Origin of the sequence: Streptomyces sp. NPDC059668 (assembly GCF_042734135.1) — a bacterium.
Lineage (GTDB): Bacteria > Actinomycetota > Actinomycetes > Streptomycetales > Streptomycetaceae > Streptomyces.
Genome location: NZ_JBHWEL010000025.1, coordinates 1 through 25,074, shown reverse-complemented (window position 1 = coordinate 25,074; position 25,074 = coordinate 1). Strand labels below are relative to the sequence as shown.

Genomic DNA, 25,074 nt, shown 5'->3' with positions numbered 1-25,074 from the left:
GGGCCGCGCGCGCGCGCCCCCCGGGGCGCGGGGGCGGGGGCGGCGCCCGCCCCCCCGCGGCCCGGGGCCCCCCCCCTCAGGGGCGCGGGGAACCGCGCGACCAGCCCCCACCGTCCGGCAGCCCGACGACTCCCGTCGCACCCCCGTCACCGGGCGCCGGCGAAGCCACGAAGTCCGAGAACGACGAACGGGCCGCACAGAACGTACGGGCCACGCGGCACGCCGCACGGGCCGGGCAGGACGATGCACCGACCGCGCAGCGGGACGTACGGGGCGAGCAGGGCGCCGTACGGGCCGCGCGGCAGGACGTAGCGCCCGCGCAGCACGACGTACGGGCCGGGCAGGACGATGCACCGACCGCGCAGCACGACGTACGGGCCGCGCGGAACGTGGCCACCGCCGCCCCGGCCGTCGGATGGGGCGCCGCCCCCGACATGGGCGCGCCCGCGACCTTCGTCCTGCTGCGGCACGGCGAGACCCCCCTGACCCCGCAGAAGCGGTTCTCCGGCAGCGGCGGCACCGACCCCTCGCTGTCGGACGTCGGCCGGGAGCAGGCCGAGCGGGTCGCCGCGGCGCTGGCCGCCCGCGGCACGATCCAGGCGATCGTGGCCTCCCCGCTCACCCGGACCCGGCAGACCGCCGAAGCCGTCGCCGAGCGTCTCGGGCTCGACGTGACCGTCGACGACGGCCTGCGCGAGACGGACTTCGGCGCCTGGGAGGGTCTGACCTTCGCCGAGGTCCGGGAACGTCACCCCGACGACCTGAACGCCTGGCTCGCCTCGCCGGAGGCCGAACCCACCGGCGGCGGCGAGAGCTTCGAGGCGACGGGCCGCCGCGTCGCCGCCACCCGCGACAGGCTGATCGCCGCCTACGCGGGCCGCACGGTCCTGCTCGTCACCCACGTCACCCCGATCAAGACGTTCGTACGGCTCGCGATCGGCGCCCCGTCGGAGTCGCTGTTCCGGATGGAACTGTCCGCGGCCTCCCTGTCCGCGGTGGCGTACTACGCGGACGGCAACGCCAGCCTGCGCCTCTTCAACGACACCTCTCACCTCCGCTGACCGGTTCGCCGCTCCCACCCCGCCGGGCGTCCCGCTCCCGGAGGATCTCCGCGGTCCGGGGGTCCGCCGGCAGGAACGCCTCCAGGTGGAGTTCGGCGAGCGTGACGTCGACGGCGGTCGCGAACGACGTCAGTGTGGTGAGCAGCCTCAACTTGCCCTCCGCGCAACGCAGTCGCAGCGGGACGGCGAAGCCGAGGTACTCCGCGCCGGGCTCGCCCGCCGGTACGTACCGGGCCAGCTCCTCGACCAGCGCGTCGAGCCGCGGGTCGGGGCTGCGCGCGGCCCGGGCCCGCAGGTTCTCCACGATGTGCTGCCCCCACGCGTCCAGGTTCACCACCCGCGACCCCATGCCCCGCGGGTGCAGCGCGAGCCGCAGCACGTTCACCGGCGGGGCGAGCAGTTCCGCGGCGGCTCCCTCCGTGAGCACCTCGAACGCCGCGTTCGCCGCGACGAGTTCACCCCGCGGACCCGCCACCACCGCCGGATACGGCAGATGTCCTTCCAGGATGCTGTGCAGCGCCTCCCGCACGGGCCGCAGCGCGACCGCGTCGAGCGGTGACTCCGCGAACGCCGGCGCGTAACCGGCCGCCAGCAGCAGCGAGTTGCGTTCCCTCAGGGTCAGGCCCAGTGACTCGGCGAGCCTGATCACGATCTCCCTGCCGGGCACCGAACGCCCGCGCTCGATGAAGCTGACGTACCGCTGTGTCGTCCCGGCCCGTGAGGCGAGCTCCAGCTGACTGACCCGGCGGGCGGTGCGCCAGCGCAGCAACTCCCGCGCGAAAGGGGGAGGTTCGCTCACGATGCCGGTGACCATGGACCAGTTGTACGTCATCGGGACGGCAGCGGGTCGGCAGCGGGACGTCATCGGGTCGGCAGTGGTCCGGCCGCGTCCCCGGGACGATCCGTCATACCCCGCCGGGAATTGAGGCACGGCCCCCCTCCGAACAGCATGGACGCATCCACGCAGGCGCACACGGAACACCCGACGCAGGGGGAGACATGCGTACGTACCACCTCGAGACGCTCGGCACCATCGACGGCGTCGTCCCGCGCGAGACGGCCCGACCCGTGCCCGGCCCCGGGGAGATCCTGGTCCGCGTGCGGGCCGTCTCCCTCAACAAGCGCGATCTGCTGATCATGAAGGGGACCTATCCGCTCAAGGCCCGGCCGGACGTGATCCCGGTGAGCGACGGCGCCGGAGAGGTCGTCGCGGTGGGCGGGGAGGTGACCCGGTTCGCGGTCGGCGACCGGGTGGCGGGGACGTACTTCCCGAAGTGGCTCGACGGACGGATCACCCTGGACCTCCTCGACCAGCCGGGTGCCACCCTCGACGGCATGCTCACCGAGTACGCCCGGCTGGACCAGGCGGCGGCGGTACCCGTCCCGGACCATCTGACCTGGGAGGAGGCCGCCTGTCTGCCCTGCGCCGGCGTCACCGCGTGGCACTCCCTCACCGGCGGCGAGCCACTCGCCCCGGGACAGACCGTGCTCACGCTCGGCACCGGCGCGGTGTCCCTCTTCGCCGTGCAGTTCGCCAAGACGCTGGGCGCCCGGGTCGTCGCGACGACGTCGAGCGCCGCCAGGGCCGACCGGCTCAGGGCGCTCGGCGCGGACCATGTCGTCGACTACGTACGACACCCCGCGTGGGGTTCCGTGGTGCGGGAGTTGACGGGCGGGCGCGGTGCCGACCTCGTCGTCGAGACCAACGGCCCCGACACCGTCGAGCAGTCGATGCGCGCCGCCGCGCTGTACGGCCAGATCGTGCTCCTGATCACCGGGAACCCGCGCCGGTCCGGCATCGAGATCTCCCACGCGGCGTACGGTTCGAGCCTGGCGACCATCCGCCGGGTGTTCGTCGGCAGCCGGGCCCACTTCGAGTCCATGAACAGGGCGCTCGCGCTGCACGGGACGCGTCCCGTCGTCGACCGGGTCTTCGGCTTCGGCACCGACGAGGTGCGCGAGGCGTTCCGTCACTACGAGAGCGGCGCGGCCTTCGGCAAGGTCGTCATCCGGGTGAGCTGATCGCCGCGGCGGGCCTCAACGGGCGTACAGCGTCGCCGCGTCCCTGGCCAGCGACTCGATCCGGCCCCAGTCCTTCGCCGCGATCGCGTCGCCGGGAAGCATCCAGGTGCCGCCCACGCAGCCGACGTTGGGCAGTGCGAGGTACTCCGCGGCGCAGTCCGCGGCGATGCCGCCGGTGGGGCAGAACCGGGCCTGGGGGAGCGGTCCGGCCAGTGACCTGAGATACGCCGTCCCGCCCGCCGCCTGCGCGGGGAAGAACTTCATCTCCCGCACCCCCCTCTCCAGCAGCGCCACGACCTCCGAGGCCGTGGACACCCCCGGCAGGAACGGCACCCCGGACGCCTTCATGGCGTCGAGCAGTCCGTCCGTCCAGCCCGGACTGACCAGGAAGCGCGCTCCGGCGGCCACCGTGTCCTTCACCTGGGCCGGCGTGATGACGGTGCCGGCGCCGACCACCGCGTCCGGCACCTCGGCGGCGATCGCCCGGATGGCGTCCAGCGCGGCCGGGGTCCGCAGCGTCACCTCGATCGCGGGGAGTCCGCCCGCGACCAGCGCCCGCGCCAGCGGCACCGCGTCGGCGGCGTCCGTGACCACCACGACGGGCATGACGGGCGCGAGATCCAGCACGGAGGCGGAGGCGGACGCGGGCGAAGGCGAGGGCGGTGACGACGTCATGCCCGTCATCCTGCCCCGGGCTCGCAGCATGCGCAAAGGTCGTTGCGCATGCTGCAATGCCCATGAGGACCGTCCCCTGCGACTGAGGGCTGTCCCCTGCGACGCCCCCGGACGGCCGCTAGTGGATCTCGGTCACCACCACGTCGAGCGCCCACGGCCGGCCCGCGCCGGCCGGTGCCTTCGCCTCCACCACGTACCCGAGATCCCGCAGTGCCTCCAGCAGCTGGGCCGGGTTCCTGGGCGCCGCGCCCGCGCTCAGCAGGCTGCGGACGATCCGGCCCTTCGTCGCCTTGTTGAAGTGGCTGACGACCGACCGCTTCTCGACCCCGTCCACCCACTGCGAGTGCAGCACCCGTACCGTCGCCGTCCGCCCGGCGACCTCGCCCTTCGGCTTCCACGCGGCCGTGTACGCCGAGGACCGCAGATCGAGCACCAGCCCGTCCCCGGCCGCCTCCGGCAGCGCCGCGGCCATCGGGGCCCGCCAGTGCGCGCCGAGCGCCCCGAGCCCGGGCAGCTTCACGCCCATCGAGCAGCGGTACGACGGGATCCGGTCCGTCACCCGGACCGCGCCCCACAACCCAGAGAACACCAGCAGCGAACGGCTCGCGCGCCGCTTGGCGGCCGTGTCCAGCGAGGCGAGGTCCAGCGAGTCGTACAGGACCCCCGTGTAGATCTCCCCGGCCGGCCGCGCGCCGGTGGTGCGCAGCTCCGTGTTCTTGGCGATCTCGCCGCGCAGCCCCTCGCTCAGCCCCAGCACCTCGCGGGCCTTCTCCTCGTCACCGGCGCACAGCTCGGCCAGCTCGTCGAGGACCGCCCGACGTGCCTCGGTGAGGCCGGGCAGGGTCAGCGACTCCAGCTTCAGAGCGGTTCCCCGGCCCGAGGGGGCCTTCCCCTCGGAGGGCGGCAGTAGCACGAGCACAGTGGTGTTCTCCTCACGGTGGGGGTGGCCCGGCGCCAGCCTAAGGGGTGCGGCCCGGGGTGCCCGACGCCCGCGGGCGACCTACGCTCGACCCATGCCCCGCCGCCACATGCGCGCCGTCTGCGCACCGGAGGCTCCCCTGGGGGCCGCCCTGCGCGCCCTGCGCACCGAGCTCGGCGTGCCCGAGAGCTTCCCGCCCGACGTCCTGGAGGAGGCGGGCCGGCCACCCCGGGCGCCCTCCCACGACGCGACGGACATCCCCTTCTTCACGATCGACCCGCCGGCGTCCATGGACCTCGACCAGGCGATGCACCTCGCACGGCGCGAGGGGGGCGGCTACCGCGTGCGGTACGCGATCGCCGACGTCGCCGCCTTCGTGACACCCGGCGGCCCGCTCGACGCCGAGGCACACCGCCGCGTCACCACGCTCTACTTCCCCGACGGGAGCGTCCCCCTCCACCCGCCCCGGCTCTCCGAGGGCGCCGCCAGCCTCCTTCCCGACCGGACCCGCCCGGCCGTGCTGTGGACGCTGGACCTCGACGCGGACGGCCGCACCGAGTCGACCGACGTACGCCGCTCCCTCGTACGGAGCCGGGCCAAGCTCGACTACGCGCACGTCCAGCGCCGCATCGACGCGGGGACGGCCGAGGAACCCCTCGCCCTCCTCAAGGACATCGGCGCGCTGCGCGAGCGCCTGGAGGCGGAACGCGGCGGGATCTCGCTCGACGTCCCCGAACAGGAGATCGTCGAGAGGGACGGGACCTGCGCACTCGCCTACCGCGCCCCCCTCCCCACCGAGGGCTGGAACGCCCAGATCTCCCTGCTCACCGGGATGGCCGCGGCCGACCTGATGCTCGCCCACGGCGCAGGCGTCCTGCGCACGCTCCCGGCCGCCCCCGACGGAGCCGTCGGCCGGCTGCGCCGCACCGCCAAGGCCCTGCGCATCGACTGGCCGCACCACGTCTCGTACGCCCAGCTCATCCGCTCCCTCGACCCGCACCGGCCGCACCACGCGGCGTTCCTCCAGGAGTGCACGACGCTGCTGCGCGGCGCGGGCTACACGGTCTTCCGCGACGGCCTGCTGCCCGAGGTCACCTGCCACGCGGCCGTCGCCGCGCCCTACGCCCACTGCACGGCCCCCCTGCGCCGCCTCGGCGACCGCTACGCCGCGGAGATCTGCCTCGCGGCCGCCGAGGACCGAGAGCCCCCGGACTGGGTCCTCACCGCCCTCGACGCCCTTCCCAAGGAGATGGCCGAGGGCAGCCGGCGCGCGGGCACCGTGGAGCGCGAGTGCGTCGACATCGTCGAGGCCGCACTGCTCAAGGACCGGGTCGGCGACCTCTTCGAGGCCTGCGTGGTCGACGTACAGGACCATGACCCCACCGTGGGCACGGTGCAGCTGGAGTCCCCGGCGGTCGTCGCCCGTATCGCGGGCGGCCGCTCGAAACTCCCCCTCGGCGAACACCTGCGCGTACGCCTCACGGCGGCGGACCCGGGCACGACGAAGGTACTGTTCGCGCCGGCGTGAGGGACGGATCGGTCCGCGGGGGCCCGAGTCGCGGTTCGGTCCACGCCGACGCGAGCCGCGCAGCACCGGTCGCGGGCGTCGGCCTTCAGACGTATCCAGCCGCCGGTCTCTTGTCCGGGGCCCGCATCCTCCAGCCCGTCCGGCGCTTGAGGACGAGCCCTTCGGGCGAGCGGGGGTCCAGGGGGCGCAGCCCCTTGGCGGGGTGCAGGGGCGGAGCCCCGCAGGGGTCCGGGGGCGCAGCCCCAGGCGGGGTCCGGGGCGCAGCCCCAGGGATGGGACGGGCAGGGGCGGCGGGGGCGAAGAAAAGCGGGGACAAGCCGGAGGCCAGGGCATGGAACAGCCCCCGCCGGCGTTGCACCGCCTGACGACACCGGGGGAGAACGAACATGCGCGCAGGACGTGAAGAGACCCGCTGGACCCGAGCCACCCTCGGCCGGGACGGCCACCCCCTCGACCTGCTCACCGCCCGCTTCGAGAACCACCGCTACGCCCCGCACGCCCACGAGGAGTACACGGTCGGCGTCTGCGTGGGCGGCGCCGAGTTCATCGACTACCGAGGCGGCCGTATCCACACCGGCCCGGGCTCGATCGTCGTCCTCGCCCCCGGCGAGGCCCACACCGGCGGCCCCGCGATCCCCGACGGCTACGCCTACCGCGCCCTGTACCCGCACGCCGCCCTCCTCGCCGAGGGCACCCGCACCGCCCCGCACTTCCGTGACCCCCTCATCGACGACCCCGAACTGGCCGCCGCCCTGCGCGCCGCGCACACCGACCTGAGCGCCTGCCCCGACCCGCTGGAGGCGGAGTCCCGCATCCCCTGGCTGCTCACGGCCCTGGCCTGCCGCCACTCCACGGCCCGCCCCGACCGCGAGACCATCCCCGGCGCGGGCACCGTCGCCCTCACGGTCCGCGACCGCCTCGCCGACGAACTCCTCACCCCGCCCTCCCTCGCGGACCTCGCCGCCGACCTCGGCCTGTCCCGCTACCAGCTGCTGCGTGCCTTCCGTACGACGATGGGCATGCCCCCGTACGCCTGGCTGGCGCAGCACCGGGTGAACAGGGCCCGCGGCCTGCTGGAACGCGGTCTGCGCCCGGCCGAGGTCGCCTCCCTCGTGGGCTTCGCGGACCAGGCGCACCTGACGCGCTGGTTCCGCAGGGTGCTGGGGGTGACCCCGGCGGCGTACCGGGCGAGCGTGCGGTCGTAGCGCGCCGCCGCTCGCGCCGGCGCCGTACGACGACGTCCGAGCCGGCGCAGTGCAACGACGTTCAAGACGAGGGCCCCTCACCCGGCCCACACTGCCCGCATGACTGCACGCGGCTGGTTCCTGTTCTCCCTGATGGGAGTGGTCTGGGGCATCCCCTACCTGATGATCAAAGTGGCGGTGGACGGGGTGTCCCCGTCCGTGGTGGTGTTCACGCGCTGTGCGGTGGGCGCCGCGCTGCTGCTGCCCTTCGCCCTCCGCCAAGGGGGTTTCACCGGCCTCACCCGGAGCGTACGGAGCCACTGGCGCCCCATGCTGGCCTTCGCGTGCATCGAGATCATCGTCCCCTGGTGGACCCTGACCGACGCCGAGCGTCATCTGTCCAGCTCCACGGCGGGCCTGCTGATCGCGGGCGTCCCGATCGTCGGCGTGGCCGCCGCCCGGCTCTTCGGCGACACCGAACGCCTGGGCGCCCGCCGCATGTCGGGCCTGACCCTCGGTCTGTCCGGCGTCGCGGTCCTCACGATCCCGCATCTGACCGGCGGCGACGCCCGCTCGCTCGCCGAGGTGCTGCTGACGGTCGTCGGCTATGCCACGGCGCCGGTGATAGCCGCCCGCCACCTCAAGGACGTCCCCTCACTCCACCTCACGGCCCCGTGCCTGACCCTGGCGGCCCTGGTCTACGCCCCCGCCGCGGCCGCCACCTGGCCCTCCTCGGTCCCCTCGGCCCAGGTCCTGACCGCGCTGGCGGGCCTCGGCGTCATCTGCACCGCGGTCGCCTTCGTGGCCTTCCTCGAACTCATCAAGGAGGCGGGCCCGACGCGGGCGACGGTGATCACGTACGTCAACCCGGCGATCGCCGTCGCCGCCGGCGCCCTCTTCCTGGACGAACGCCTGACCCCCGGCACCCTCGCGGCCTTCGCCCTCATCCTGGCCGGCTCGGTCCTGGCGACGGCGACGGCGACGGCCGGACCGAGGCGGGCCGTCCGCCCGGTACCATGGTCCACACGGCAGACGAGCCGGGCGGACGGTCGCGTGGAGGTCCTTGCGGACCTTCCCGAGGAACGTCCGGGCTCCACAGGGCAGGGTGGTGGCTAACGGCCACCCGGGGTGACCCGCGGGACAGTGCCACAGAAAACAGACCGCCCGGCGCTTCGGCGCCGGGTAAGGGTGAAACGGTGGTGTAAGAGACCACCAGCGCCTGAGGTGACTCAGGCGGCTAGGTAAACCCCACCCGGAGCAAGGTCAAAAGGAGCGCCGTGAAACGCGCTCTGCGCGGACGTTCGAGGGCTGCTCGCCCGAGTCCGCGGGTAGACCGCACGAGGCCGGTGGCAACACCGGCCCTAGATGGATGGCCGTCTCCCCGACGTCCGCGAGGACCCGGGGAACAGAACCCGGCGTACAGCCCGACTCGTCTGCCGCCACGCGTGGCTTTGCCCGGAAAGGGCCTCCGAACCGCGTCGGAGGCCCTTTCCGATCATTCAAGGGGCTTGCCGCGCCAGGTGGCGAGAAGTCCCTCGCCGTCACGTGAGACCGTTCTCAGCCGGCCGCGCACGCGGCGCGTCACGCCGGGCCGGCCGCACCCCGCCGGACCGGCTCAGCCCCGTCGTACCTCCTCCACCCGCACCGCCCGGTGCTCCGCCAGCGACAACGCGCACGCTTCCGCGATCCAGCTCGCCTCGATCGCGTCGGCGACCGTGCAGGGAGAGGTGGCGCGGCCCGCGACGACCTCGGTGAAGGCGGTCAGTTCGGCGCGGTAGGCGGGGGCGAAGCGGTCCATGAAGAAGTCGTGCGGGGTGCCCGCGGGGAAGGTCGCCCCGGGTTCCACCGAGCGCAGGGGGAGTTTGTCGTCCAGGCCCACGGCGATGCTGTCGCGCATGCCGTGCAGTTCCAGGCGGACGTCGTAACCGCGGGCGTTGTGGCGGGAGTTGGAGACCAGCGCGAGGGTGCCGTCGTCGAGGGTGAGGATCGCGGACGCGGTGTCGACGTCGCCCGCCTCGGCGATGTACTCGGCCCCGCGGTTGCCGCCGGCCGCGTACACCTCGACCACCTCGCGGCCGGTGACCCAGCGCACGATGTCGAAGTCGTGCACGGCGCAGTCGCGGAAGATGCCGCCGGAGACCGCCACGTACGCGGCCGGCGGCGGCGCCGGGTCCAGGGTCGTGGACCGTACGGTGTGCAGCTTGCCGAGTTCGCCGCTCACCACGGCCTTGCGCGCGGCCACGCAGCCCGCGTCGAAGCGCCGGTTGTAGCCGATGTGCACCTCGACGCCGCTGTCCTGGACGGCGCGCAGCACGGCGACGCTCTCCTCGACCGTCCGTGCCACCGGCTTCTCGCAGAAGACGGGGATGCCCGCCTCGACCGCGGCCAGGATGAGCGCGGGGTGCGCGTCGGTGGCGGCCGCCACCACGATGCCGTCGACCCCGGCGGCGAGTACCGCCTCGGGGGAGTCCACCGCCGTCGCCCCGAAGCGCTCGACCGCCGCGTCGGCCGCCGCGGCCACGGGGTCGGTGACCACCAGCGAGTCCACCGCGTCGAGTCCCGCGAGCGTCGCGGTGTGGAAGGCGCCGATCCGGCCCAGTCCCAGAATCCCTATACGCATGAGAAGTTGCTCCTAAAGCCTGAAAGTCGTAGCCGTCAGCCCTGTGCGCCGCCCCGCGGGCCGACGTGGGGCCGAGTTCAGTCGAGTCCGCCGAGGACGGTCTGGTCCCAGTCGACGACCGAGCCCGTGACCACACCGCTGCGGTCGGAGAGCAGGAGGACGACGAAGTCGGCGATCTCGTCGACCTGGCCGAGCCTGCCCATCGGGAGCCGGCTCGCCGCCTCCTCCCGCCAGTCGTCGCCCGCGCCGTGGAAGGCGCGCTGGATCTCCTCCTCGCCCTCGGTGTCCGTCCAGCCGATGTTCAGGCCGTTGATCCGGATCCGGTCCCAGCGGTGGGCGTGCGCGGCGTTGCGGGTCAGACCCATGAGCCCGGACTTGGCGGCCACGTACGGGGCGAGGAAGGGCTGTCCGCCGTGCGCGGAGGAGGTGATGATGTTGACGACGGTGCCCGGTGCCCCGCGGTCCACCAGGTGCCGGACCGCCGCCTGCATCGCGAAGAACGGCGCCCGCAGGTTCACCGCGATGTGCGCGTCGAAGAGCTCGGGCGTGGTGTCCAGGAGGGTGCCGCGCGAGGTCAGTCCCGCCGCGTTGACGAGACAGTCGAGCCGTCCGTGCGCGGCCACGACCCGCTCGACACCGGCGCGCGCCTGCGCGGGATCGGCGAGATCGGCCCGTACGAAGGTGGCGCCGGTCTCCGCGGCGAACCGTTCACCGAGTTCGGCGCGGCGCCCGGTGAACGCGACCGTCGCGCCCTCGCGGACGGCCGCCCGTACGACGCCCGCGCCGACGCCCTGGCTGCCGCCGTTGACGAGGACGACCCTGTCCTCGAGAAGTGGTCCCATCGGTTCTCCCCTGACGTGAGTACTCAAGTGCGGCGGCGCTCGGCGCCGGCCCGCAGTTCCTGGCGCAGCCGCCGGGGGCTCCACTCCTCCGTGAGGGCCCGCCACACCGTGTCGGCCTGGGACGGCGGGGCGAGCCCCTCCAGGGGCGGGTCCAGATCGAGGTCCGTGGGGAACGGGTAGCCCTCCGCGCAGGCCGCCACCACCCGGCGCAGCCACGCCTCGCCCGCGCCCGCGCTCCGGCGGCGCAGCAGCACCGGGAACAGCGCGTTCACCATCGCCTCCCGGTCCACCGTCTCCATCGCGCGGCCGAAGGCGGAGGAGATCTGCAGCAGGTTCGCCATCCGTCGGACGTCCGTCGTGCGGTTGTGGCCCGCCGCGTGGAAGAGCGCCGGGTTGAAGAAGACCGCGTCCCCCTTGGCCAGCGGGAGCTGTACGTGGTGCTCCTCGAAGTACGCGGTGAACTCCGGGCGCCGCCAGGCCAGGTAGCCGGGCTCGTACTTCTGCGAGTGCGGCAGGTAGAGCGTCGGGCCGGACTCCACGGGCATGTCGCAGTGCGCCACCGCGCCCTGGAGGGTGAGCGCGGGGGAGAGGCGGTGGACGTGCGCCGGGTAGCGGGCCGCGCGCTCGTCGGAGAGGAAACCGAGGTGGTAGTCCCGGTGCACGCTCTGCGCCGCGCCGCCCGGGTTGACCACGTTGATCTGGGAGGTGACCTGGTAGCCGGGGCCGAGCCAGGCCTCGCAGACCAGGGCCAGCATGTCGTTGGCGTAGTAGTCGGCGAAGACGTCGGGGGCGTGCAGGGCCGTCTTGTCCAGGGCGCTCCACACCCGGTCGTTGGCGCCGGGCTTCGCGAAGTGGTCACCGCGGGCCGTGCCGCTCGCCCGCTCCCGCTCGATCAGCGCGCGGAAGACGTCCGAGGCCCGGTCCACCAGGTCGAGGTCCGCGAACGCGCCCCGGAGCACCACGATGCCGGGGCCGTCCAGCAGCGCGCGCACCCATTCGGTCCGCACCGCCCTCGGGTCGGCCGCCCGGACGCGGTCGCTGTCGTAGAGCGGGACGTTCCGGGCGACGTCGGCGGCGTACGGGTAGTCGCGCGGATCGGTGCGCTCGGCGACCAGTGCGCGGAAGGCGTCGAGGTCGCAGTCCGTGTCCCCGCTCAGCCACACCCGTGGTCCCGCGTCCTGGGAAGCCATGCAGGGTCCTTTCGCCGCGCGGCCGTTTCCGCCAGTCTTATGAACCCGCGCCCATCATTCAATGAGCAGAAACCCATCAAAAATCCATCAACGACTTCCGGGAAGAGCCATGGGACACCCCTATACGATCCGTGAGATCGCCCGTCAGGCCGGGCTGAGCGAGGCGACGGTCGACCGGGTCCTCAACCACCGGGGCGGCGTCCGCGAGAGCACGGCCCGGGAGGTACGGCAGGCCATCGAGGACCTGGACCGCCAGCGTGCCCAGGTCCGCATCGGCGGGCGCACCTTCATGATCGACATCGTGATGCAGACCCCGGAGCGGTTCTCCTCCGCGGTGCGCGACGCCCTGGAGGCCGAACTGCCGTCCCTGCACCCGGCGATCGTGCGCTCACGCTTCCACTTCCGGGAGACGGACCCCGCGGCGGAGCTGGTGAAGGACCTGGACAGGATCGCCGCGCGCGGCTCGCAGGGGGTGATCCTCAAGGCGCCCGACGTGCCCGAGGTCACCACCGCGGTCGGACGGCTGGTGGCGGCCGGCATCCCCGTGGTCACGCTCGTGACGGACCTGCCCAGCAGCTCGCGCAGGGCGTACGTCGGCATCGACAACCGGGCCGCCGGAGCGACCGCCGCCTATCTGATCCGCCAGTGGCTCGGCGACGGTCCCGGCCATGTGCTCGTCACCATCAGCCGGGGTTCCTTCCGCAACGAGGAGGAGCGCGAGATGGGCTTCCGCAGCGAGATGCGCGCCGCGCGGCCGGAGCGCCGGCTGGTCGAGGTCACCGACAGCGACGGGCTCGACTCCACCCAGCGGGAGCTCGTCCGCGCGGCCCTGGAGCGGGACCCGGAGATCAACGCCGTGTACTCCATCGGCGGCGGGAACACCGCGACCATCGAGGCCTTCGACGCGCTCGGCCGGGACCTGCTGGCCTTCGTCGCCCACGACCTCGACCACGACAACACCCGGCTCCTGGGGGAGCGGCGGCTGTCCGCGGTGCTCCACCACGACCTGCGCCAGGACATGCGCCGCGCCTGCCAGACCATCATGCGGGCCCACCAGGCCCTCCCGGACGAGGGCCCGTCCCTCCCGTCGGCGATCCAGGTGGTCACGCCGTACAACATGCCGCCGGGGTGAGGTGTCCGCGGGGACCCGATGACGTCCCCGCCCGGCGGCGGCCGGTGCGCGCCGGCGGCCTACTCGTTCGGTACCGGCGCCTCACCGGCGGGACCCAGCGGCTGTCCCGTGGGCCCGCTCTCCCGGCCGGAAGCCGCTCCGTCCAGTGGCGTGCCCGCCCAGGAGACGGCGGTCCAGCCGTCCGCCGGGGAACCCTCCAGGATCACCACGTCGGTGTTGTCCAGCCGGTGGCCGGTGGCGAAGGACACCTCGACGTTGCGCGCGCGGGCCGCCGTCCACACCCGGATCGCGGCGCCGTGGCTGACCATCGCGACGGCTCCGGCCCCGCTGGCCGCGGCCTCCGCGACGACCGTGTCGAACCGGCTCAGCGCCTCCGCGCCGCTCTCCCCGCCCGGCATCCGCAGCGCGGTCTCCCCGGCCGCCCAGGCGAACGCCGTCGTGAGGTAGCCCCGTGCCTCCTCGGTGTCCCCGCGCAGCATCTCCAGGTCCCCGGCGGACAGTTCCCGGATGCCCTCCCGGACGCGCACCTCCAGCCCGCGCGCGGCCGCCAGCGGGGCGGCGGTCAGCCGGGCGCGGGTCAGCGTGGAGGCGTACAGCGCGTCGATCTTCTCGTCCGCCAGCGCCTGGGGCAGCGCGGCGGCCTGTTCCTCCCCGAGGGCGGTCAGCCCCGGTCCCGGCGCGGCGGTGTCCAGCAGGAACTCCACATTGGACGGTGTCTGTCCGTGGCGGACGAGTATCAGGCGCATGCGGTCACCCTCTCAGACGGTGGTACGACGGTACGGATCCCCCTCCCGCGCGGTACCTCCCGGCCTCCGACGCGAACCACATCGCCCCGGAACTCCTTTGACGGCGGCGACAGTTCACTCCGAGCCCCGGCCCGTGCCGAGAGACCGGTCGGTGACGCCGGCCAGGTGGGACGTGAACACCTCGCGCGCGTCCGGCGCCAGGGTGCGCAGAGCGACCAGGCCCGTGATCACGACGTCGCAGAGCTCGGACCGTACGTCGTCCCAGGTGTGCGTGGTGCCCTTGCGCGGGTTCTGGCCGGTCGCGCCGATCACCGCCTGGGCGACCTCGCCGACCTCCTCCGACAGCTTCAGGATGCGCAGGAGCAGCTCCTCACGACCGTCGTGCGGCCGGTCGCCGTGCGCCTGCCCGTCGTGCGCCTGCCCGTCAGGCGTCCGGCGATCAGGCGCCCGTCCGTCCTGTGTCCGCCCGTCAGGCGTCCGGCCCTCTCGTGAGCGGTCGGTGCCGAGCCAGTCGTGCAGGCGGTCGATCGAGTCCCAGAGGTCTTCGTCAGCCATGGGACCAGCCTCCCCCAGGGCGAGCCGCCCGACGCCTGCTCGCGGACGCGCCCACCACAGGCCTCACCCAGAGGCCCCGCCCGCCGGTGGACCCGCCCACCAGTGACCCCGCTCCTACTCGTCGAACAGCGCCGTCTGTTCGCCCTCGGCGGCGCGCCGCACCCGCTTGGTGCGCGCGCCGACCACGGCCAGCGTGGCCGCGGCCGTCACTCCCAGCGCGGCGGGGACCATCCAGCCCCGGTTCACGGTGTGGCCGAGCAGATGGTCCAGCGAGATCCGGCCGGGGCCCGTCACGGCGAGCCCCGCGGCCGTCAGACCCAGCGACGCCGCGTGCTCGAAGCCGCCTTCACTGGCGAAGAACCCGTGCGGCAGGTGCACCGCGGTCGCGCCCGCCATCGCACCGGCCGCGGAGGCGCCGGCCGCGGGTGTCGCGAGGCCCAGCGCCAGCAGGGTGCCACCGCCCGCCTCGGCGAGGCCCGCCGCGAGCGCGCTCCGCTTCCCCGGCACGTATCCCATCGCCGCCATGGCGATGCCCGTCCCGGAGAGGCCGCCCCCGCCGAACCACCCGAACAGCTTCTGCGTCCCGTGCGCGGCCAGCACGCCGCCCGTGCCCAGACGGAGCAGCAGCAGTCCGAGGTCCCTACGGTCGAAACAGGTCACGGTGGCTCCCAACCGGGCTCGTGAGATGACGGCATGCTTTCTCCGCCGGCCTTCCTCCGCCGGCCTGCCCCCACCGTCGCCCGTGCCGCCGTCCCGCACCCGGCGCGCGCGGCTGTTCGGGTGCCGGCCGGGTGGCCGGCGGGGGTCGGCCGCGGGGCCGGAAGGGTGCCGGGACGGGTGGCGGGACGGCGGGAGCGGTGTGACGCTGACTGCCATGACGATTCAGGTAGCCAGACTCAGCGATCCGGCCGTGCGGGCCTTCGTCACCGCTGTGAACGCCCATGACCGAGCGGCGTTCGAGGCCGCCCTCGCGCCCGGCGCGACCATGTCCGACGACGGCTCCGACCGGGACCTCGCCGACTGGACCGAGCAGGAGATCTTCTCCTCCCACGGCCACATGGACGTCGACAGCGAGTCCCGGGGCGGCCACGCCCTCGTCGTCCGCTACAGCAACGACACCTGGGGCGAGATGAAGACGCGGTGGAACTTCACCGTCGACGGCGGCAGGGTCACCCGCTTCGAGACGGGCCAGGCGTAACGCCCGTACGGAGAACGGAGAACGGAGAACCGGGAACGGGGAACCGGGAACGGGGAACCGGGAACGGGGAACCGGGAAACTAGAACCGTCCCGCCACCGCCGTCCGCCTCCACCCCTCAGCCGACGGAGTGACGCGTCCCGGCGCGCCGCATGTCGCCGCCCTGCTCGGTCAACGTGATCCGCCCCGCCCTGATGGTGGCCAGACGCGGCGCCCGGCGGGCGATCGACGAGTCGTGGGTGACCAGGACGAAGGTCAGCCCGTACTCGTGCCACAACCCCTCCAGCAGCCCCATGATGTCGTCACGGGTGCCCTCGTCCAGGTTGCCGGTCGGCTCGTCCGCGAGGAGCACCTTCGGCTTCTTGACCAGGGCGCGCGCGATGGCGACACGCTGCTGCTGACCGCCGGACAGTTCGGACGGCGCGTGCGCCGCCCGCTCGCCCAGACCGACCGAGGCCAGCGCCTCGGCGGCCCGTTCGCGCCGCTCCGCGGGCCTCACCCCGAGCGGTACGAGCGCGGTCTCGACGTTCTCCCGCGCGGTCAGCGTCGGGATGAGGTTGAACGACTGGAAGATGATGCCGACCTTCTCGGCGCGCAGCCGGGTGAGCCTGGCCTCGCCGACGGAGGCGAGGTCGACGCCGTCCAGTTCGACACTGCCGGCGGACGGGCGGTCCAGGCCGCCGATCATCTGGAGCAGGGTGGACTTGCCGCCGCCGGTGGGGCCCTGGATGACGAGCTGGTCGCCGTCCTCGATGGTGAGGTCGACGCCGCGCAGCGCCTCCACCGTCTCCTTGCCCCGCGTGTAGCGCTTGGTGACGCCGGTGAGCTTGTACATGAGGTTCTCCGAAGATGAGGGGGTCGGGGCGCCGCGATCCGGGGCGGCGTGGGTATGCGGGTGCGGCGCCCCGGACCGGGGTGCGTCCGGCGCCGGGGGGAAGGGGGTTACGCGACGCTGCGCAGCGCGTCCGCGGGGCGCATCCGGGAGGCGCGCCAGCCGCCCATCGCGCCGGCCACGAGACCGCCCGCGACGGCCAGGCCCGCCGCGAGCGCGACGGTGGTCACCGAGACCGGCGCGGAGAGCGCGATCTCCACGGTGTTCTTGACCGTCTGCCGGCCGGGCCCGCCGCCACCGGGGCCACCGCCCATGCCGCCACCGCCGGTGGAGCCGAGTTCCGCGGTCAGCTTCGGGCTGATCGCCGTCACCGCGTACGCCGCGCCGAGGCCGAGGGCGATCCCGAGCGTGCCGCCGAGCAGACCGTTCACGACGGACTCGCCGACGACCTGGCGGGTGACCCGGCGCGACGGCCAGCCGAGCGCCTTGAGGGTGCCGAACTCACGCACCCGGCGGGACACGGCCGAGGAGGTCAGCAGCGCCGCCACCAGGAACGCGGCGACCAGGACCGCGACGGACAGCCACTTGCCGACGCTGCTCGCCAGGTTGGAGGCGGTCGACAGGGAGCCGGAGACGGTGGACGCGAGGTCCGCCGAGGTGGTGACCGTCGTCCCCGGGATGTTCTTCCGGACGGTCGCCTTGACGGTGTCGATCTGCTGCGAGTCGGTCGCCTTGACGTAGATCGTGGTGACCTCGTCCTTCGCGTCGCCCAGCGTCTGCGCCTGCTTCAGCGGCAGATAGACGTCGGTCGTGGACTCGCCGGTGTCCGGCGTCGCGATCCCGATGACCGCGTACTTGGTGCCGGAGATCGTGAGGGTCCCCCCGACCTTCTTCTTGTTCTCCTTGGCGTACGAGGCGCTGAGCACCGCGACCTTCGCGTCGGTCTGGGACGCGGTGAAGGTCCGGCCCGTGGTGATCTTCGAGGTGGAGAGCGGGCCGAGGCCCTGGTGGGTGACGTCGATGCCCGCGACGGAGTACGAGTTCACGTCGAAGGACGCGCCGCCGCCCTGCACCTGCGGCTGACCCGAGCCGCCGCCCTGGCCGCCGCCGGGACCGCCCTGCTGCGAGCCCGCGGACCCCGAGGAGGTGGACGACTTCGCCGTGCCCCGGGTGAACGAGCCGTCGACCTTGGTGACGTTCAGACCGAGCGCGCCCACCGCGCTCGACACGCCCTTCTGCGCGGCGACCCGGGTGACGAGCGAGGACTTCAGGGACTGCCCGCCCTGCGTCATCACCCGGTCCGAGCTCTGGGTCGTGCCGCTGTCGGACTTCGCGTCGAAGTCGAACTTCGGCCGGCCGGAGGAGCCGCTCGTGGCCGCCGGACGGGCCTTCGTGACGGTCATGTCGGTGCCGAGCCCGTACAGCGACTTCAGGACCTTGTCCTGGGCCTGCTGCATGCCGGCCGACACCGAGTCGACGGTGATGACCAGCGCGATTCCGAGCGCCAGACCCATGGCGATCACCAGGGCCGCCTTCTTGCGCCGGCTCAGCTCACGCTTGAGATAGATGCCAAACATCCCGTTCCCCAAAGGTTCTCGGCGCCCGCTGTGGGCGCGGCCACAAGCTATGGAGAAACCTTTGTGCGGGGCTGAGCGGGAGGTGTGCGGGAGCTGAGAATGCCGGGCCCGGAATCAATAAAGCCGGGCCCGGAACCGATATCGCGTAAGACAGCTGATTCCTGAGCTCTACAGGGGGCGTTGCCAGGAAACACCTGTCGGGTGGGGTGCCGGTGGCACACGGCGGCCCGGCACGGTCCACGGCCCGCCGCTTCGCCGTTCCTCGGAGCGCGCTGTGCGTTGCTTGTGCGACCCCGCCGTACGGCGCCGCGGACCGGCTTTGTACGGTCCCGAGATGCGCGATTCCTCTCCGCTCCCCCCGCGTGCCGCCGTGCTGTCCCGCCGTGCCGCGCTCGGCCTGGCAGCGGCCGTCCCGCTGGCCGCCGCGTCCCCGGCCGCCGCCGCCCCTTCCGCCACGCCGACCACCGCCCGCACCGCCGCGCGGACCACCACGATCGGCGGTGACCTGCTGGGCCTCGGCGGTGTCCAGGTGCGCGGGGCCTCGGGGCTGCCCAAGCGGCTCACCGCCCGTTCCTGGCTGGTCGCCGACCACGTCAGCGGTGAGGTGCTCGCCTCCTACAACGCGCACCGGCTGCTGGCGCCCGCCTCCACGCTGAAGATGCTCTTCGCCGACACCGTGCTGAAGAAGTTCGAGCGCACCGAGACGCACCGGGTGACCGACGCCGACCTCGCCGGGATACCCGCCGGCTCCAGCCTCGTCGGTGTCAAGCCCGGGATCACCTACACCGTCGAGCAGTTGTGGCTCGGTGTCTTCCTGCGCTCCGGGAACGACGCGGTGCACGTGCTCAGCCACATGAACGGCGGCGTGGACAGCACGGTCGCGCAGATGCAGGCGAAGGCCGAGGACCTGCAGGCCCTGGACACGCACGTGGTCAGCCCCGACGGGTTCGACCACAAGGGCCAGGTGTCCTCCGCGTACGACCTGACGCTCTTCGCCCGGCACGGCCTCGCCGACGCCGACTTCCGCGCCTACTGCTCGACGAGGACCGCGGACTTCCCGGCGGGCGGCAAGAAGACCTTCCAGATCCAGAACACCGACCGTCTGCTGACCGGCGCGTGGGGCGTACCGACGTACGACGGTCTGATCGGCGTCAAGAACGGCTACACCAGCAATGCCGGCAACACCTTCACCGGCGCCGCGACCCGCGGCGGCCGGACGCTCCTGGTCACGGTGATGCACCCGAAGAGCGGTGGCAGCGGCGTCTACGAGGAGACGGCGGCGCTGCTCGACTGGGGGTTCCGGCAGGGCGCGAACGCGCGTCCCGTGGGCACGCTGGTCGCGCCTCTCAGCGAGGGCGGCGCCGCGGCGCCACCCGCCGGGAAGGCGCCGAAGGCCGCCGCGGGCGCGCCCGCCCGCGCGGAGACGAGCAGTTCGTCGTGGGGGCTGGTCGGCGGGGCCGGGGGAGCGGTCGCGCTGCTCGCGGGCGGGGCGGTCGCATGGCGCAGGCGGCGGCGCGCGGTGGCGGCGGGCGAGGCCCCGGCCTCGGACCCGGGCGACTCCGGCCTCGGGGCTTCGGATCGGGGAGGTCCGGAGGCGGGAGGTCCGGCGGCTGGTGGTCCGGACGCGGGGGTCGCGGACCCGGGAGATCCCGGGGCCCGTCACCGGCGGTGACGGCGCGGGGCGCTCGTCACATGTGCGGAGGCAGCCGTCCCATGGCCCACCTCGCGGTCCCGCGCGAGGTCGCCCCCCCAGCCGGGCCGCGGAACGGCTGCCGCCTCCCCCCTCGGTGTGGACCGTGGTCGTACCGAAGTCCTCCACTCCGAGTGTGAAGCTCTCGTGGAGGCGACACGAGCATAAGCCCGCTACCGGGTCTTATAGTGCGGAGGTTCAGCTTCCGTTTGTGCAAGTTGAGACGTTGACGAAGGGCGTGGAAGTGCCCTAGCCCCGCCCCACATAGGGCATCGCGGTGGCCATCACCGTCGTGAACTGCACGTTCGCCTCCAGCGGCAGTTCCGCCATGTGCCGCACGGTGCGGGCCACGTCCGCCGCGTCCATCACCGGCTCCACCGCCAGTTCCCCGTTCGCCTGCGGCGTTCCCGTGCGCATGCCGGAGGTCATGTCGGTCGCCGCGTTGCCGATGTCGATCTGACCGCAGGCGATCCGGTACGGACGCCCGTCCAGGGACAGCGACTTGGTCAGGCCCGTCATCGCGTGCTTGGTCGCCGTGTACGCGATCGACCGCGGACGCGGCGCGTGCGCCGAGATCGAGCCGTTGTTGATGATCCGGCCGCCCTGCGGGTCCTGCTCCTTCATCTGCCTGAACGCGGCCTGCGCGCACAGGAACGCGCCGTTGAGGTTGGTGTCCACGACATGCCGCCACGCCTCGTACGGCAGCTCCTCGACCGGGACGCCGCCGGGGCCGAACGTCCCGGCGTTGTTGAAGAGCAGGTCGAGCCGTCCGAAACGCTCGCGCACGGAGGCGAAGAGGGCGGCCACCTCCTCGGGGCGGGCGACGTCGGTCCGTACGGCCGCCGAGGGGGCCCCGGGGACGAGGGCCGCCGTCTCCGCCAGGGGCTCGGTCCGGCGTCCGGCGAGCGCCACCGACCAGCCGGCGCGCAGCAGTTCGACGGCCACCGCGCGGCCGATGCCGGAGCCCGCGCCGGTCACCACCGCGATCTTCGTCTGCTTGGCATTCATGGGGCCGCAGCGTATCGACGCATGCCGCGGACGCGGGACGCCTCGCGGCATGCGCCCCGCGTCCCGTTTCCGGAACCGCCGGCCGTCCGGCGTCAGCCGCCAGCCATCCTGCGCCAGCTGTCCTGAGTCAGTTGTCCGGCGTCAGCTGTCTTGCGTCAGCTGTCCGGCGTCGGCTGTCCTGCAGCAGCCGACAGCCGACAGCCGACAGCCGACCGGCGGCAGCCGTCCGGCGGCAGCCGACAGCCGACAGCCGACAGCCGACCGGCGGCAGCCGTCCGGCGACAGGCGTCGGGCCGGTCGGGCGTCGGGCCGGTCAGGCGGTCTCGCCGGGGTAGCGGACGCCGATCTGCTCGCGCACCGCGTCGAGCGTCCGCATCACGGCGAGGCTGCCGTCGAGGGGGACGAGCGGTGACTCCTTCTCGCCGGCCCGCAGCGCGCGCATCACCTCGGCGGCCTCGTGCTTGAGGCTGTTGCGCGGGCCGTGCGCCGGGTCGGCCGCGAACTCCTCCGCGTCGCGCCCGTCGCGGTGCAGTACGAGCCGTTCCGGGAAGAAGAAACCGCCGGGGATGTCGATGCGGCCCTGGGAGCCGGTGACGGAGGCCGTGACGGGCGTGCTGCCGTTGATGGAGCAGTGCACCGAAGCGAGAGCACCGCTCTCCCAGGTGAGCACCGCTCCCGTCTGGAGATCGACGCCCTCGTCGGAGAGCACCGCTCGCGCCGTGATGCCCGAGGGCTCCCCGAGCAGCAGATGCGCGAACGACACCGGGTAGACACCGAGGTCGAGCAGCGCCCCGCCGCCCTGCGCGGGGTCGCGCAGCCGGTGCGAGGGCGGGAACGGCCCGTTGATCCCGAAGTCGGCCTGCACGGTGCGGACCTCACCGATCACACCGTCGTCCACGAGCCCCTTGAGCCTGCGGATCAGCGGGTTGCAGTACATCCACATGGCCTCCATCAGGAAGCGGTCGTGGCGACGGGCGAGCGAGACCAGCTCCTCGGCCTCCCGCACGTTCAGCGTCAGCGCCTTCTCGCACAGCACGTGACGCCCGGCCTCCAGACACATCCCGGCCGCCTGCCGGTGCGCCGAGTGCGGAGTGGCCACGTACACGATGTCGACGTCCTCGTCGGCGGCGAGCGACGCCCAGTCCCCGTACGCCCGGGGAATCCCGAACCGCTCGGCGAACGCCTTCGCCGAGGCGTCGGTCCGCGAGGCCACCGCCACCACCTCGGCGTCCGGCATGTCCACCAGATCCGCCGTGAACGCCGCGGCGATCCCACCGGTCGCCAGAATCCCCCACCGCACCCGCTCGTGCTCGCCCGTCATTCCCGGCCCTTCGCTCCGTCACCCTGATGCGCTGTGACCCCGAACACTCCGTTCGAACTGAGAGCATAGGTGGCGGATCACTCGGAGAGGGAGGGGCACATGCCCGAGCGCGGGCGCACCACGAGGGACCAGGAAGGTCCGCAGGGGCACATACCGAGCACCGGCGTCGCCGACACCTCGCCGGCCGTCACCGACACCTCCCCGGCCGTCGCCGACACCTCCCCGGCCGTCGCCGACACCTCGGCGGCCTTCGCCGAACCGGCGCCCGCCGTCGTGCCCCCCAGGCCGGCCCCCGCGACGGAGAACTCCGGCCCCCGGGACTCCGGCCCCAGGGACGCGGAACCCCGGGACAAGAGGCCGGGGGACGCCGGACCGCGCGACCCCGGAGCGCTCCGCCGTACCGGACTGCTCGTCACCCTGATCCTCGGCGGGCTCACCGCGACACCCCCGCTGGCCATGGACATGTACCTCCCGTCACTCCCGGAGGTCACCCGCTCCCTGCACGCCCCGGCCGCGACCGTCCAGCTCACGCTGACCGCGTGCCTCGCGGGGATGGCGTTCGGCCAGCTCGTCGTCGGACCGATGAGCGACAAGTGGGGGCGGCGCAGACCCCTGCTCGGCGGACTGGTCGTCTACGTCCTCGCCACCGCACTGTGCGCCGTCGCGCCCGACGTCCAACTCCTCGTCGCCTTCCGGCTGGTGCAGGGACTCGCGGGAGCGGCCGGCATCGTGATCGCCCGGGCCGTCGTCCGCGACCTGTACGACGGCATGGCGATGGCCCGCTTCTTCTCGACCCTCATGCTGATCTCCGGCGTCGCCCCGGTTGTCGCGCCCCTCATCGGCGGACAGATCCTGCGCGCCACCGACTGGCGGGGTGTCTTCGTCGTCCTCACCGCCGTGGGCATCGGACTCACCGCGCTCGTCTGGACGAAGCTCCCCGAGACCCTCGCGCCCGGCGACCGGCACGGCGGCGGGGTCGGCGAAGCCCTCCGCTCGATGCGCGCCCTGCTGGCCGACCGGGTCTTCACCGGCTACATGCTGGCGGGCGGCTTCGCCTTCGCCGCGCTCTTCGCGTACATCTCGGCCTCGCCGTTCGTGATCCAGGAGATCTACGGCGCGTCCCCGCAGACCTTCAGCCTGCTCTTCGGCGTGAACTCGGTCGGCCTGGTGGCCGTCGGCCAGATCAACGGCAAGCTCCTGGTCGGCCGGGTCGGCCTCGACAAGGTCCTCGCCGTGGGCCTCGCCCTCGTCGCCGCCGGCGCGACCGCGCTGCTCCTGATGTCCTCGGGCGTCTTCGGCGAGGTCGGGCTGGCGCCGGTGGCCGCCGCCCTGTTCGTCCTGATGTCCGCGATGGGCCTCGCGCTGCCCAACACCCAGGCGCTCGCCCTGATGCGCGTACGGCACGCCGCGGGCTCCGCCTCCGCGCTGCTGGGCACCTCCTCCTTCCTCATCGGAGCGGTCGCCTCACCACTGGTCGGCATCGCGGGCGAGGACACCGCCGTCCCGATGGCCGTCGTCCAACTGGCGGCGGTACTGGTGGCCGTCGCCTGCTTCATGGGACTGTGCCGTCCCTGGCGGACGGCCCGCACCACGGACGGAAAGGCGGCGGACAGCTGAGCGCACCGAAACTGCGCGTCGACACACCGGAGCGGGCCGGGCTCGATCCGGCCGAACTGCGCCACCTCGTACGTGACGTCCGCGCCCTCACCCGGGGACCGCACCCCTGGGCGGCCGGCGTCGTCGTGGTCGCCGGGCGCGGCCCGGTCATCGCCGTCGAGGAGGCGGCGGGGTGGGCGGTGCGTTACGCGTCGTACGACGAGAAGACCGACACCGGGGTCGAACTGCCGCCCGCGGAGCGGCTTGCGATGAGCGTCCGCACCCCCTTCGACCTGGCCTCCCTCACCAAGCTGTTCACGGCGGTCGCCGCGGTGCAGCAGCTGGAGCGCGGCACGCTCGGCATCGACGCGCGGGTGGGGGCGTACCTGCCGGAGTTCCGCGCGGCCCGCGCGCACGACGTCACCGTGCGACAGCTGCTCACGCACACCTCCGGACTGCGGCCCGAACTCCCGCTGTACGACTGCCCGGACGACGGGGCGCGGCTGGCGATGCTGCGGGCGGAGGGGCCCTCGTCGGAGCCGGGGGAGTACCTCTACTCCGACCTGAACCTGCTCCTCCTCCAGCACGTCCTGGAACGCATCACCGGCCGCGGCCTCGACGTCCTCGTCAGGGACGGGATCACCCGGCCGCTGGGAATGACGGCCACCGGCTTCGGGCCGTGCCCGGACGCGGCGGCCACCGAGGACCAGCGGCGGCCGTGGGCCAAGGCGGACCGCGGGATGCTGCGGGGGGTGGTGCACGACGAGAACGCGTGGGCGCTCGGCGGGGTGGCGGGGCACGCGGGACTCTTCTCCACCGCCCGCGACCTCGCGGTCTTCTGCCGCACGCTGCTCGCGGGGGGCTCCTACGGGCCCGCGCGCATCCTCGGTCCCGACTTCGTCGAGCTGATGCTCACCCCGCCCGGCCTCGGCTTCGCCGTCGGTCAGTCCTGGTTCATGGGGGAGCTGGCGGAGGCCGGCGCGGCGGGGCACACGGGTTTCACGGGGACGTCGCTGGTGCTGGATCCGGGGACGGGCACGTTTCTCGTGTTGTTGGCGAACACCGTGCATCCTCGGCGGCGGCCGGCGCGGAACGGGCCCCGGGTGGGGGCGGCGACGCGGATGGCTCGGGCGGTACGGGGCGCTTGACGCGCGCGGGTTCTCGCCCCCGCCGCCCCTACCCGTCCCGTCCCCGGGGCTCCGCCCCGGACCCCGCCAGGGGTGCTGCGCCCCCTGGACCCCCGCTTCGCCCGAAGGGCTCGTCCTCAATCGCCGGACGGGCTGACATACCCAGCCCCGGGGGGCGCCGTTCTTCGCGGCCGCGGCCCACGGCCGTTCGGCTGCCGCCGCCGCCGGCCTGTCCAGGCCCGCCCGGCCGTGT

At 73.6% G+C, this 25,074-nt stretch carries 22 protein-coding genes, 1 other RNA gene and 1 pseudogene; 11 read left to right on the top strand and 13 right to left on the bottom strand.

Annotated elements, in window-relative coordinates:
* Positions 1-1,061 (top strand): bifunctional RNase H/acid phosphatase (locus tag ACFV2J_RS19670; RefSeq protein ID WP_385439731.1); only part of this gene is annotated, 1,061 nt, incomplete at its 5' end.
* On the opposite strand, the gene ACFV2J_RS19665 is transcribed toward ACFV2J_RS19670, so the two are convergent.
* Entirely contained in the window at positions 1,036-1,893 is an 858-nt protein-coding gene (locus ACFV2J_RS19665; protein ID WP_385094744.1) for a helix-turn-helix domain-containing protein, read from the bottom strand. The genes ACFV2J_RS19670 and ACFV2J_RS19665 overlap by 26 nt on opposite strands.
* Positions 1,894-2,060: 167 nt before the next feature.
* On the opposite strand from ACFV2J_RS19665, the gene ACFV2J_RS19660 reads away from it, so the two are divergent.
* Entirely contained in the window at positions 2,061-3,083 is a 1,023-nt protein-coding gene (locus ACFV2J_RS19660; RefSeq protein WP_385094747.1) for an NAD(P)-dependent alcohol dehydrogenase, read from the top strand.
* A 15-nt stretch (positions 3,084-3,098) separates the two neighbouring features.
* Here the strand turns inward: ACFV2J_RS19660 and eda are convergent, their stop codons facing one another.
* Positions 3,099-3,758 carry a bifunctional 4-hydroxy-2-oxoglutarate aldolase/2-dehydro-3-deoxy-phosphogluconate aldolase gene (gene eda / locus ACFV2J_RS19655; RefSeq protein ID WP_385094750.1) on the bottom strand — a complete coding sequence of 220 codons (660 nt, stop codon included), beginning with the start codon at positions 3,756-3,758 and terminating at the stop codon, positions 3,099-3,101.
* A gap of 118 nt (positions 3,759-3,876) precedes the next feature.
* Positions 3,877-4,677: a peroxide stress protein YaaA gene (yaaA, locus tag ACFV2J_RS19650; protein ID WP_385094752.1), complete on the bottom strand. Its 801-nt coding sequence runs from the start codon at positions 4,675-4,677 to the stop codon at positions 3,877-3,879.
* A gap of 94 nt (positions 4,678-4,771) precedes the next feature.
* Here yaaA and ACFV2J_RS19645 point away from each other — a divergent pair, with 94 nt between their 5' ends.
* The 4 genes and pseudogenes from ACFV2J_RS19645 (at position 4,772) to rnpB (ending at position 8,825) form a co-directional block, all read left to right on the top strand.
* Positions 4,772-6,205, top strand: coding sequence for an RNB domain-containing ribonuclease (locus ACFV2J_RS19645; RefSeq protein ID WP_385094755.1), 1,434 nt, complete (start codon positions 4,772-4,774; stop codon positions 6,203-6,205).
* A 386-nt stretch (positions 6,206-6,591) separates the two neighbouring features.
* Complete coding sequence (locus tag ACFV2J_RS19640) at positions 6,592-7,410, top strand: AraC family transcriptional regulator (protein ID WP_385089503.1); 819 nt, start codon at positions 6,592-6,594, stop codon at positions 7,408-7,410.
* 99 nt (positions 7,411-7,509) lie between these two features.
* Positions 7,510-8,298, top strand: a pseudogene (locus ACFV2J_RS19635) (DMT family transporter); the annotation flags it as partial.
* A gap of 124 nt (positions 8,299-8,422) precedes the next feature.
* Positions 8,423-8,825, top strand: an RNA gene (rnpB, locus tag ACFV2J_RS19630) — RNase P RNA component class A.
* A gap of 179 nt (positions 8,826-9,004) precedes the next feature.
* Here the strand turns inward: rnpB and ACFV2J_RS19625 are convergent.
* The 3 genes from ACFV2J_RS19625 to ACFV2J_RS19615 all read right to left on the bottom strand — a co-directional run bounded on the left by ACFV2J_RS19625 (position 9,005) and on the right by ACFV2J_RS19615 (position 12,041).
* Entirely contained in the window at positions 9,005-10,009 is a 1,005-nt protein-coding gene (locus ACFV2J_RS19625) for a Gfo/Idh/MocA family oxidoreductase (RefSeq protein WP_385439726.1), read from the bottom strand.
* A gap of 77 nt (positions 10,010-10,086) precedes the next feature.
* A complete protein-coding gene (locus ACFV2J_RS19620; RefSeq protein ID WP_385439724.1) occupies positions 10,087-10,851 on the bottom strand; it encodes an SDR family oxidoreductase in 765 nt (254 codons plus the stop codon).
* A 23-nt stretch (positions 10,852-10,874) separates the two neighbouring features.
* Positions 10,875-12,041 (bottom strand): phytanoyl-CoA dioxygenase family protein, encoded by a 1,167-nt coding sequence (locus tag ACFV2J_RS19615; RefSeq protein WP_385089496.1) that lies wholly within the window; start codon positions 12,039-12,041, stop codon positions 10,875-10,877.
* A 109-nt stretch (positions 12,042-12,150) separates the two neighbouring features.
* Here ACFV2J_RS19615 and ACFV2J_RS19610 point away from each other — a divergent pair, with 109 nt between their 5' ends.
* On the top strand, positions 12,151-13,173 hold the full coding sequence (locus ACFV2J_RS19610) for a LacI family DNA-binding transcriptional regulator (RefSeq protein WP_385089493.1): 1,023 nt from the start codon (positions 12,151-12,153) through the stop codon (positions 13,171-13,173).
* A gap of 59 nt (positions 13,174-13,232) precedes the next feature.
* On the opposite strand, the gene ACFV2J_RS19605 is transcribed toward ACFV2J_RS19610, so the two are convergent.
* The 3 genes from ACFV2J_RS19605 to ACFV2J_RS19595 form a co-directional block, all read right to left on the bottom strand.
* A complete protein-coding gene (locus tag ACFV2J_RS19605) occupies positions 13,233-13,919 on the bottom strand; it encodes a histidine phosphatase family protein (RefSeq protein ID WP_385089490.1) in 687 nt (228 codons plus the stop codon).
* 114 nt (positions 13,920-14,033) lie between these two features.
* Positions 14,034-14,474 (bottom strand): MazG-like family protein, encoded by a 441-nt coding sequence (locus ACFV2J_RS19600; protein WP_385089486.1) that lies wholly within the window; start codon positions 14,472-14,474, stop codon positions 14,034-14,036.
* Between the two features lie 114 nt (positions 14,475-14,588).
* Positions 14,589-15,134: a DoxX family protein gene (locus ACFV2J_RS19595; RefSeq protein WP_385089482.1), complete on the bottom strand. Its 546-nt coding sequence runs from the start codon at positions 15,132-15,134 to the stop codon at positions 14,589-14,591.
* Positions 15,135-15,348: 214 nt separating this feature from the next.
* Between ACFV2J_RS19595 and ACFV2J_RS19590 the strand changes: the two genes are divergently transcribed.
* Entirely contained in the window at positions 15,349-15,672 is a 324-nt protein-coding gene (locus ACFV2J_RS19590) for a nuclear transport factor 2 family protein (protein WP_385089479.1), read from the top strand.
* Between the two features lie 116 nt (positions 15,673-15,788).
* Here ACFV2J_RS19590 and ACFV2J_RS19585 read toward each other — a convergent pair whose 3' ends face one another.
* Both ACFV2J_RS19585 and ACFV2J_RS19580 read right to left on the bottom strand, forming a co-directional pair.
* Positions 15,789-16,505 (bottom strand): ABC transporter ATP-binding protein, encoded by a 717-nt coding sequence (locus ACFV2J_RS19585; RefSeq protein ID WP_385089476.1) that lies wholly within the window; start codon positions 16,503-16,505, stop codon positions 15,789-15,791.
* A gap of 107 nt (positions 16,506-16,612) precedes the next feature.
* Positions 16,613-18,079: an ABC transporter permease gene (locus ACFV2J_RS19580; protein ID WP_385089474.1), complete on the bottom strand. Its 1,467-nt coding sequence runs from the start codon at positions 18,077-18,079 to the stop codon at positions 16,613-16,615.
* Between the two features lie 334 nt (positions 18,080-18,413).
* On the opposite strand from ACFV2J_RS19580, the gene ACFV2J_RS19575 reads away from it, so the two are divergent.
* A complete protein-coding gene (locus ACFV2J_RS19575; RefSeq protein ID WP_385439716.1) occupies positions 18,414-19,751 on the top strand; it encodes a D-alanyl-D-alanine carboxypeptidase family protein in 1,338 nt (445 codons plus the stop codon).
* A 267-nt stretch (positions 19,752-20,018) separates the two neighbouring features.
* On the opposite strand, the gene ACFV2J_RS19570 is transcribed toward ACFV2J_RS19575, so the two are convergent.
* Complete coding sequence (locus ACFV2J_RS19570; protein WP_385095955.1) at positions 20,019-20,777, bottom strand: SDR family oxidoreductase; 759 nt, start codon at positions 20,775-20,777, stop codon at positions 20,019-20,021.
* Between the two features lie 313 nt (positions 20,778-21,090).
* The gene (locus ACFV2J_RS19565) at positions 21,091-22,098 is read right to left on the bottom strand and encodes a Gfo/Idh/MocA family protein (protein WP_385439713.1); all 1,008 of its coding nucleotides are present in this window, start codon (positions 22,096-22,098) and stop codon (positions 21,091-21,093) included.
* Positions 22,099-22,197: 99 nt separating this feature from the next.
* Between ACFV2J_RS19565 and ACFV2J_RS19560 the strand changes: the two genes are divergently transcribed.
* Together ACFV2J_RS19560 and ACFV2J_RS19555 are read left to right on the top strand one after the other, a co-directional pair.
* Positions 22,198-23,715: a multidrug effflux MFS transporter gene (locus ACFV2J_RS19560; protein ID WP_385095949.1), complete on the top strand. Its 1,518-nt coding sequence runs from the start codon at positions 22,198-22,200 to the stop codon at positions 23,713-23,715.
* Positions 23,670-24,842, top strand: a complete 1,173-nt coding sequence (locus ACFV2J_RS19555) for a serine hydrolase domain-containing protein (protein WP_385095958.1) — start codon at positions 23,670-23,672, stop codon at positions 24,840-24,842. Before ACFV2J_RS19560 ends, ACFV2J_RS19555 begins: the two co-directional genes overlap by 46 nt.
* Positions 24,843-25,074: the final 232 nt, after the last annotated feature.